Annotated in this window: 10 protein-coding genes; 9 read left to right on the forward strand and 1 reads right to left on the reverse strand. The window is 70.3% G+C overall.

Features of this window, described 5'->3' with window-relative positions; genetic code table 11:
* The first annotated feature begins 432 nt into the window (after positions 1-432).
* The 3 genes from I3F58_RS28655 (at position 433) to I3F58_RS28665 (ending at position 2,604) form a co-directional block, all read left to right on the forward strand.
* Positions 433-915 carry a hypothetical protein gene (locus I3F58_RS28655; protein WP_240111631.1) on the forward strand — a complete coding sequence of 161 codons (483 nt, stop codon included), beginning with the start codon at positions 433-435 and terminating at the stop codon, positions 913-915.
* Positions 912-1,673, forward strand: a complete 762-nt coding sequence (locus tag I3F58_RS28660; RefSeq protein ID WP_240111632.1) for a hypothetical protein — start codon at positions 912-914, stop codon at positions 1,671-1,673. Before I3F58_RS28655 ends, I3F58_RS28660 begins: the two co-directional genes overlap by 4 nt.
* 85 nt (positions 1,674-1,758) lie before the next feature.
* A complete protein-coding gene (locus I3F58_RS28665; RefSeq protein WP_240111633.1) occupies positions 1,759-2,604 on the forward strand; it encodes a transporter substrate-binding domain-containing protein in 846 nt (281 codons plus the stop codon).
* Between the two features lie 362 nt (positions 2,605-2,966).
* On the opposite strand, the gene I3F58_RS29710 is transcribed toward I3F58_RS28665, so the two are convergent.
* The gene (locus tag I3F58_RS29710; protein WP_240111634.1) at positions 2,967-3,881 is read right to left on the reverse strand and encodes a GNAT family N-acetyltransferase; all 915 of its coding nucleotides are present in this window, start codon (positions 3,879-3,881) and stop codon (positions 2,967-2,969) included.
* Positions 3,882-4,536: 655 nt separating this feature from the next.
* Between I3F58_RS29710 and I3F58_RS28675 the strand changes: the two genes are divergently transcribed.
* The 6 genes from I3F58_RS28675 (at position 4,537) to I3F58_RS28700 (ending at position 9,037) form a co-directional block, all read left to right on the forward strand.
* Entirely contained in the window at positions 4,537-4,926 is a 390-nt protein-coding gene (locus I3F58_RS28675; protein WP_240111635.1) for a Tat pathway signal sequence domain protein, read from the forward strand.
* Positions 4,923-5,585: a class F sortase gene (locus I3F58_RS28680; RefSeq protein WP_240111636.1), complete on the forward strand. Its 663-nt coding sequence runs from the start codon at positions 4,923-4,925 to the stop codon at positions 5,583-5,585. The genes I3F58_RS28675 and I3F58_RS28680 overlap by 4 nt, the downstream gene beginning before the upstream one ends.
* A gap of 104 nt (positions 5,586-5,689) precedes the next feature.
* Complete coding sequence (locus tag I3F58_RS28685; protein ID WP_240111637.1) at positions 5,690-6,181, forward strand: RNA polymerase sigma factor; 492 nt, start codon at positions 5,690-5,692, stop codon at positions 6,179-6,181.
* Entirely contained in the window at positions 6,165-6,650 is a 486-nt protein-coding gene (locus I3F58_RS28690) for a hypothetical protein (RefSeq protein ID WP_240111638.1), read from the forward strand. The genes I3F58_RS28685 and I3F58_RS28690 overlap by 17 nt, the downstream gene beginning before the upstream one ends.
* A gap of 164 nt (positions 6,651-6,814) precedes the next feature.
* A complete protein-coding gene (locus I3F58_RS29920; protein WP_374208059.1) occupies positions 6,815-7,036 on the forward strand; it encodes a hypothetical protein in 222 nt (73 codons plus the stop codon).
* A 1,314-nt stretch (positions 7,037-8,350) separates the two neighbouring features.
* The gene (locus I3F58_RS28700) at positions 8,351-9,037 is read left to right on the forward strand and encodes a hypothetical protein (RefSeq protein WP_308355078.1); all 687 of its coding nucleotides are present in this window, start codon (positions 8,351-8,353) and stop codon (positions 9,035-9,037) included.
* Positions 9,038-9,104 lie beyond the last annotated feature (67 nt).

The following is a 9,104-nucleotide window of genomic DNA, read 5'->3' on the forward strand; positions in this document are numbered from 1 at the left end:
CCGTCATGACCACACCGGCCCTACAGGCCGCGTAACCGAACCTGTCACCCAACCCTGCATCAGACCCGGATGCATCGGCCGCCCGTACGGATGATCCCCGGCATTCCCGAACCAGTGAACGGGGAAGGTAACTTGGCGCAGCACGGATCAACTCGGCGGGACGGGCTGTGCTGAGTCGCTGGTCCCGTCACCGTCGAACAGGGCAGCCGCCAATGCCTCATGGTCGGCTGGCCCCCGGCCTCCCCCACCGTACGTCGGCTTGAACCAGCGGCGAGGCCGGACCCCGCATGTCCCGGGATCACCGTTCGGTAACCATGGCTTCACAGAGCGCTGTCAGCGGGTAGGGTCGATAAACCAAGGTGACGGGACGTCATGCCGCCGTTTCCGCTCGCCTCGACCGAACGGCACGGTTTCCGAGGACTGGGGGGTCCTATGTCGGAGTTGCTGAACGCTGCGAACACGATCGTGCCCGTGATCACCACAGCCGCCGCCGGCTTTGCCGGAACCGTTGTCCAGTCGGCGCAGAACCAGGCGGCGGACAGTGTGGTCCAGCGGGGGCGCGCATTCCTCGGCCGGCTGCTGGAGCGTCGGCCCGAGGACCCGCGGGACGACGAGACCGCCGGCGCCGTCGAGCAGATCCGGAAACTGTCGAAGGAGGACCGGCGGATTCTGGAGAGTGCGATCGGGAAATGGCTGGCCGAGCGGATAGACGACCCGCAGGCGGACCTGCACGAGCTGATCCGGCACGAGACCGAGACGCACGGCTCTCCGGGGTACCACCCCGGGTCGATCACCGTGACCGCGCACGGCCCGCGGTCGGCCGCCATCGGCTACGTCGGCAGCATCGGCAGCCTGGACTTCGGGGACCACCCACGGAACGAGCAGGGAGAGGAGCCGGAGGACAGCGAACGGTGAGCGAGCCCACACGCACTCCGGGGGACGTCAACGTCACGATCCCCGGCGAAGGCTCGGTCGGCATCGGATACGTACACCTGCTGAAGGTCGTCCTCGGGGGTGACTGGCGTGAAGTCGCGACGGGAGTGAAGCGCTGGAGCGGCTGGAACTGGCCACAGTTCTTCCTGGTGCTCGTCCTGGACGTCACCGCGCTGTTCCTCGCCCCCGACGGGCCCCTCGACCGGCTCGGATGGCTGTACGCCGCGATGGCGACGGCTCTCCTCCTGTCCTTCTGCCGTGTGTCGGGGGCCGTCGGTACGCTGGCCGAACGGGCCGGGAACCGCCTGACGTATCTGCCCTCGCTGGTGTCCGTCGGGTGCGTCCTGCTCGCGACCACGGGCATCGTCGGCATGCAGTACTACGCGGCCCACGGCGAGGTGGACGTGACGGGCCGGGCCCGGATCAAGGCCGACGCGCCCCTGACGGACGGCGGGCGGCTGACCGTCACCGTCGGAAACGCCCCTCACCGCAGCCGCCTGCGGCTGACTCTCGAACTCTCCGACGCCGCCCCGGGCGCGCAGTCCTGCGTCCCGGCCACGACGTACGACGCCCGGCTCAAGGGCAGCGGCGCCGACCGGGTGGAGGGCGTACGCAGCGGGCAGGCGTTCTCCCTCCCGCTGGGCGGCATCCGGGGCGAAGCGCAGGTGGAGGCCGTCCTGCACACCGATACCGGGTGCCGCATGGGTGTGTCCGTCGCCGAAGCAGCACTCCACGACTGAAGGACGGGTTGTGAGACCGACTCCAGACACAAAGACTCCGGAACCGGTCCGCCGGGCGCGCCGCCGGCGCCAGACGGCAGCGGCCGTGGCCACGGCACTCGTCCTCGTCGCCGCGGGGTGCGGTTCCCAGCAGAGCGACGGGCGGTTCCTGGGAACCGGCGAGGTCGACGTGGCGACGCACAAGGACCTGCCCGGCATGTCGCTCTTCGAGAACTACACCTACTCGGGTTTCGACAACGCGCTCTTCCTCGACCTGGAGGCATGGCTTGAGAACGAGGAGGGCGTGCAGGTCACCCGTAACGCGGACGTGTCCTCCGCCGCCCGCATCGCCAAGCTCCAGTCGGGCGACGCGGACCTGGTCATCGCCTCGTTCTCCATCACTCCGGACCGGATGAGGGAGATCGACTTCGTCGGCCCCTATCTCACCACCAGCCAGGGCTTCCTGGTCCGCACCGAGTCCGGCATCCGCAGCCATGCCGACCTGACCGGCAAGCGTGTGTGCACCTGGGACGGCACGACCTCGCGCGTGGCGCTGAGTGAGCTGAAGAACGTGGTGTCGGTGGGCGCAACGGATGCCGCCGCGTGTGTGCAGAAGCTGCGTGACGGGCACACAGACGCCGTGTCCACCGACCAGACGCTCCTCTACGGCTTCGCCCAGCATCATGCCAGGACGGACGACCTGCTGGTCGTCCCGGATCTGACGGTCGGTGCACCACAGCATTACGGGATCGGTCTCGCCAAGGGCCACCCGGAGGACTGCCGGAGGCTCGCGGAGTGGCTGAAGAATTACGTGGGTGGCCGCGAATGGCAGGGCAACTTCCGGGAGGCGCTGCCGCTGCTGGTGGAGGAGCAGCCGGACTGGATCAGCCGGCACAAGCCCGAGGACGACCTCATCGACGCACACTCCTGCGTGGACCGGCCGAAGACCTGACCGGAGCACCAGTGGCCGACACCCCCTGGCCGCCCGCCGCCGGTGCACGGGAGCGCCGACCGGGGCGGCGGCCCGTCGGCTTCCCCACGGGCCGCCGCCTCCGCTCGGTGCGCTGGCCCCCGCAATGCCGCGTTCGATGCCAGATCGCCCGGGGCCTCGAACACGGAGAGGAAAGCCCGGTTGAGTCGCCTGTTTCCCCTGCGGGAAGGTTGTTCGCCACGGATCAAGAACCCGTAGCCGCGGGTAGACCCTGACGCCGATTGCGGCATCGGACTCAGGGTTTTCGAAGAAGACTTCCGATGCAGTTGATCTGTCAAGTCAGCTAGCGGGGCGGTGGTTCCGTTGCGGCATGGTGAGTCGCATCAGGCCCCGGAGCGGGGAAGATCGGTGTAACGGTTCTCCTCCATGACCTGATATCCGACACTCGTGTAAAGGTTCATCGCCACCCTGTTGCCGCCCCACACGGCGAACATCAGCGCCGAGTCGCCGACTGCGAGCGTGGCCTGTTCGCCGGCCGCCATCGCGGCCCGCCCGTGCCCTTTGCCGCGGTGCTCTTCCTCGATGTGCAGTGAGTAGCCGTAGGTGACCCCGGGGAGGTGCCCGTGCTTCAACCAGCCGGTACCGATCTGCTCGCCCGCCGCCTCGAGCACCAGGAACGTGTTGTCGGGTGTCGCCAGACCCTCGGGAAGCAGCTCGGCGAAGTCGCGGTCGGACTTGCGTACGGCCTGTTCGGGACTCAGTGCTCCCGCCCGGACGATGTCGTCGGCATAGGAGGCCTTCTCGGAGGCGAGCCACCGGGGATACTCGGCCGGTGTCATCGGCCGCGCGGTGACTCCGTCGTCGGGCTCTGATGGAGAACCGACGCGCCGCATCCTGAGCTGGCCGCGGACGCTGTAGCCCTCGAACAGCTCACCGGCGGGCTCGGTGAGCCGTATGTCCAGTCGGCTTGCGCCGCGCTCCGCGCACCATCTCTCGGCCCAGTCCCGAGCGGCCTGCTCGTGCCCCTGACCGGCGTGAGGCGTGTCGACGCGGAGGTCGCCGATACGGCCCGCGCGTGTGCCGTCGTCGTCGGCCACGACCACGGCGACGTATCCCGCTCGGGTCCCGGCGTCCGTGATCTCGGCGACGGTCCAGTCGCCGATGCCGACGCGTACGTCATCGAGCATGCGCTCTGCCGCGGCCGCACCCAGCCCGGCCGCCGTATACGAGGCGCGTAGCCGCCGCTCGAAGTCCTTCTGCCATTCCGTGCTGTCACGGAGGATGCTGAACTCTGTCACCGGGTCACACTAGCCACATTGTCATGGACCTGAGACTGAGTTTTCGGCGCAGGGACGCTCCAGGACTCGCGTACTTCTCACAGGGCTGTCGGCGACCGGCGGGGGCGGGAGTGTTCGGTCGACGGCGGATCCGAAGGCCGGAAGGTCCATTGCGGAGCCCCGAAAGAAGGTGAGAAGGGAAGAGTCCGAAGCGTGGTACGCCTGCTTCGGGCAGTCGCGTCGAAGCAGGGGGACTCGCTCTCAGAGGGCGTTCCCAGGGCACCGATGACCGGCGCCGAACAGCCCACCACCGAAGCGGGGAACGACAGGGGAGAGCAGCGGGACCGGACAGACGGGCCGACACGCACACCGTGCTCACGGCACACAAGTCTCAGGGCAACGACAAGTGGTGGGCGACCTGTTGACCGGAACCAGGAACCACGGTCGCCGACAGCGCGCCCCCTTCCTTCGGCAGACGGAGCCCGGCGACACGGACCGTGACGTCGGCCGTGAAGGCGAGAACAGGCTTCATGAGCACGGACAGCCGCCGGTCTGCATGAAACCCGGGGCGACTTTACCTTCTCTTTGCAACCCGCCCTGCTGCCGCGTCGTCTCTCCGCTCGACCTGTCACCCAGCCCGCTGCATACCGGGCGAACGACGAAAGAGAGCAAGCCGATGCGCCGAACCATTCTCAGCGGCATGGCACTTGCCGGTACCGCCCTGCTGGCGAGCGCCATGCCCGCCTCTGCCGACGAGGCTTCCACGGCACCGGCCCCCAGCCCGACGGCCACCGTTCCCTCGGCCTCTGCGGTCCCGGCCCCCGGCGCCGCACCGACCCGGGCCCCCTCCCCCGTCCCTTCGGCGCCGTCTCCCGAACCGACCCGGGCGCCCGGCGCCGGCCAGGTCTCCGTCATACCCTCGGGCGCTCCGGACACCGGAGTGACGGCGGCCGCTCCGGACTCCTGGGCCGGACGAGGCGGACTGATCGGCGGTGGAGCCGCCGCGGTGCTCGTCGCCGGCGGCGCGACAGCCCTCGTCGTACGGCGGCGGGCGAACGGGGCATGACACCGCTCTCCAGGCGCGCCTTCTCCGCGGCAGGGGTGGCCTTGCTGATGACGGGCTGCGCCGGCCACGAGGCGGAGCGGCAGGACGCGACCACGCGTCCCCGAAGGACGAGGAGCGCACAAGGGGGTGCGCAGAGGAGTTCCGGGGACACGGCACCGCCTCCGTCGCCCTCGGAATCCGCAGCCCCGGCGCGTGCCCTCGGATCTGCGGTCCCGGTCAGGCTGCAGATACCGGCGATCGGGGTCGACACTCCGGTCATACGGCTGGGGTTGGCGCCGGACGGCACCATGCAGGTGCCGCCGGTCACGGCCGACGACCGGGCGGGCTGGTACCGGCACTCGCCGGCACCGGGCCAGAAGGGCCCGTCGGTCATCCTCGGTCACGTCACCGTGGGCCCCTACGGGGACGGGGTGTTCCGTCACCTCGCCCGGCTGCACCGGGGCGAGGTGATCTTGGCCCGCAGGGAGGACGGCACATCGGCAGAATTCGCCGTCAGCGCCGTACGGACGGTCGCCAAGGCGGACTTCCCGGCGGACGACGTCTACGGGGACGTGAGCGGCCCCGAGCTGCGGCTGATCACGTGCGGCGGCCCTCGCACGGATGACGAGTACCGCGACAACGTCATCGTCTTCGCCAGGCTGAGCTCTGCAACCCCCTGACTCCCGCAGTCACGGCAGCGTGGATGCCGGGCCCCGGAAGACCGGCGGTCCGGCATCCCCACCACCGCACCTGCCGTGCGAGTCACTCACGACCATGGAGAGCGTTGAAACGGTCCCGAGACAAGGCGGCTTCCGAACTGTTCGCCGCCCTCTATCCACGCCTGGCCGGCTGGTGCCGCGGTCTCGTCGACGACGACGAGACCGCCCACGAGATCGCCTCCGAGTCCTTCACCCGGCTCTGGGCCCGCTGGAACCGCGTGACGGAGCCGCGTGGTTTCCTCTACGTCACCGCAGCGAACCTCGTGCGGGACCACTGGCGCAAGCTGGAACGCGAGCGGCGGGCGATGCGCCGGGTGACGACGGAAGCCGAGGTGCACCCCCGCAACGAGCAAGCCGACCCCTCGATGCGCCTGCTGGTCCAGTCCCTGCCTGAACGGCTGCGCGTCCCGATCCTCCTCCACTACTTTGCCGACATGCCGATCCGGGAGGTGTCCGTGCTGACCGGGCGCAAGGAAGGAACCGTCAAGGCCGACCTCCACGCGGCCCGCGAACTGCTCCGCTTCCATATCAGGAGAAGCCTTGACCACACGGTTTGACGACGACATGGACGACCTGGAGTCCGCGCCGGACGACCCCCTCGCGGTGATCCTGCGCGCTCCCTCCGGCCACCTCACCCCGCCCCCCGGCCGCTATGCGCAGATCCGCCGCACAGCGTCCCGCCGCCGCGTGCTGCGTACGGCCGCGGGGTTCGGGGTGACCTGTGCGATCGCGGCCCTCGTCACGGTGCCGCTGTACTTCGCGAGGCCGGTAACCCCTGCGTCCCCGGCACCCCCACAGGCCCCTCCACCCGCGAGCGGTCGCACGATGCCGCCCGTGCCGTCGCCGGTGCCCACGCCGTCCGCGTCGACGAACGGCGTGGCCTCGCCCGCACGGACGACACCCCCGGAGCCCGCCTATTCCTCCACCGCCATACCCGGCGCGACCGGCGCACCCCGCACGCCCGTCGGTCCGGTTCCCACCGCCGTGCCGTCGGCTCGGGTGACGGGAGACAGTACCGACAGGTGAGGGACCATCGACGGGTGAGGCACCAGAGCCTCCCGCCCGATGGCTCGGCAACCGCCCGCCGTCCGCGGCGGTGACACCCCGGTCACAGACCTCCGGGCATCCCTCAAGTCATGTCGGGGTCCCCCTTGATCAGCGCGAACGGAGCCCCGAACGGATCTGCGAGCATGGCGATCCGGCCGACGCCCGGGGTGTTGAACGGCGGGATGAGGATCGTGGCGCCGTGGTCGGTGGCGGCGGCGAAGGTCGCGTCGCAGTCGGTGACGCCGAAGTACGGGTGCCACTCGGATGTCGAACCGGCTGCCAGGTCGAGGGCCTGGGCGATGGAGCAGTCGGCGTCGGTGAGCCGTGGTTCCCAGAAGAAACTGAATGAGGGGGAGACGGCGTGACGAAGGCGTTGCCGAGAGGATTCACGGATGTGCCGGGGGCGGTCTGGCTGCTGGCCGACGGGGTGTTCGTGAACGCCGTCGTCAGCCGTCGCTGCCCGTGACCGCGGCCGCGGTCACGGCTGCGGCCCAGCGAGGCGGGCGGGCAGGTCCGGGGGAACCTCGATGGCTGCGCCGGTCACACTGTCCCGCAGCTGCTTGACGGTTCGCGGGCCGATCACCGGCACCACCCGGCCGACTCGCACTTCGCAGGCAGGCGAGCGCGAGCCAGGGCACGCTCACGCCGAGCCGGGCGGCCGCTGTCCGAAGCCGCTCGCGGCGGGCCGCGTTGTCGGCGGTGGCGTAGGCGGCGGCGTGGTGGGCTTCGTGGCGTCCGCTGTGTGTATCGGTCAGGTACCCGGCGGCCAGCGCCCGGTAGGGCATGAGCGTCAGACCGTATGAGGCGGCCAGGTTCAGGTGGGCGGGGTCGGCCTCGACGAGCCACGGCTCGTCCGGTGGGTGGGCGCGGCGTGCCAGGCTCCACAGCGGCCGGCTGATCAGGGGCCTGGCCAGCTGGGGCCGGTCGGCGTGGCGGATCCACGCCGTGGAGCGGTTCGTGGTCCAGTTCGAGGCGCCGACGTGCCGGGGGGGGTGCCGTCGGTGACGAGCCGGTCGGCGGCGTCGGCGATCTCGCCCACGGGGACGGCCGGATCGTCGCGGTGCCAGACGAGCCCGGCGAGCGGGCGGCGCTCCGCTCGCTGGAGTGGATACCGAGCACGGTCCCGGCCGGTGGACTTGGGCATGTAGGCGGGCTCCGAGAACGTCTGTTGTTCGACAGCAGGAACGCTCCGCTCTTCCAGGTGTCGATGTTGCCCAGTTCCGAGAACACCTCGGTGCTTCAGGAGGGTGGCTGTGCTCAACACGACGGAGAAGAACCCTGCCCAGTGTGGCCGGGCGCCGAGCTTCATCGTGACCGGGCTGCCAGCAACCCGTTCGCGTGGCATCTTCCCGGCCTCGTACGGTCTGCGCATGACGAGGACAACGCCAGCGAGACCAGTGTCCGTGGAGGCCGTGTTCCCGGAGCTGGCCGCCCACCGTGGCCGGACGACCCGGCTGCACCCCAGGCCGGGGCGGCCCGGCATGCGCGACAGCCATATCGGTGGGCCGATGCTGTGGCCAGACGGCGAGCCATGGCCGGTTTGCCACGAGCCGCACCAGCGCGAGACTGAGGGGTACGCGCGGGATGAGATCCGCAGGGCCCGGGCCGCAGGCGCCTGGCCGTCGAGCAGGCCGTGGCCCGGGGCCGGAACGCCTGGGGAGGACGGACCGGTACCGTTCGTGGGGCTGGCCCAGTTCTTCCGCCGGGACATCCCGGGCCTGGCTGCCGGCCCCGACGATGCGGACCTGGTGCAGCTCTTCCGCTGCCCCTGCACCCACGGCCCGTACTTGGAGCGCCGCTACGGCCTGGTGTGGCGGCAGGCAGCGGAGACTGAACGTGCAGAACGCTTCCTCGCCGCTCCGCCTGAAGTACCCCTGCTGCGACGGGAGCACGAACTTCCCGAGCCGTGTGTCCTGCATCCCGAAGAAGTGGACACCTATCCCTGGGCGGAGGACGACACGTTGCCCGCCCTGCTGATCGCCCGCATCGACGCATGGGACGACGCCCAGGCGATGGAGCACGGCCCCGACGCTCCCACCTACCAGGGCGACCTTTCGATCCCGCCCGGCTGGCGGGTCGGCGGCTTTCCCAGCTGGGGGTCGACGGGCCCGATTGCCGTCGACTGTGCGGCCTGCGCGACGCCGATGCGGCTGCTGCTGACGGCCGAGGACTACGAGATGGACGGTGGTTCGCACAGCTGGGTGCCGCTGGAGGACCGCGACCCGTCGCTGCGAGGAATGGCCTCGATCCGGGGTGGTCGGTCCGTTGCCCAACCCACGAGGCTCCGCTTCGGCCGGGACCGGGACCTGCACGTTTTCACCTGTCCAGCCGGCCCCGGACACCCGCACCGATGGGTTCTCTCCTAGCTAGTGCTGTGACCGCATAGGTTCGCCGGGTTGCGGTTGGCGCTCGTGGTGGCTGGGCCGGTTGGAT

It is taken from the genome of Streptomyces sp. MUM 203J, from assembly GCF_022414595.1.
Classification (GTDB): domain Bacteria; phylum Actinomycetota; class Actinomycetes; order Streptomycetales; family Streptomycetaceae; genus Streptomyces.

Excerpts from the sequence above, each read along its gene's own strand:
- I3F58_RS29920 (WP_374208059.1), top strand. The coding sequence starts at position 6,815 with ATGGCGATCCGGCCGACGCCCGGGGTGTTGAACGGCGGGATGAGGATC.
- I3F58_RS28655 (WP_240111631.1), top strand. The coding sequence starts at position 433 with ATGTCGGAGTTGCTGAACGCTGCGAACACGATCGTGCCCGTGATCACC.
- I3F58_RS28675 (WP_240111635.1), top strand. The coding sequence starts at position 4,537 with ATGCGCCGAACCATTCTCAGCGGCATGGCACTTGCCGGTACCGCCCTG.
- I3F58_RS28680 (WP_240111636.1), top strand. The coding sequence starts at position 4,923 with ATGACACCGCTCTCCAGGCGCGCCTTCTCCGCGGCAGGGGTGGCCTTG.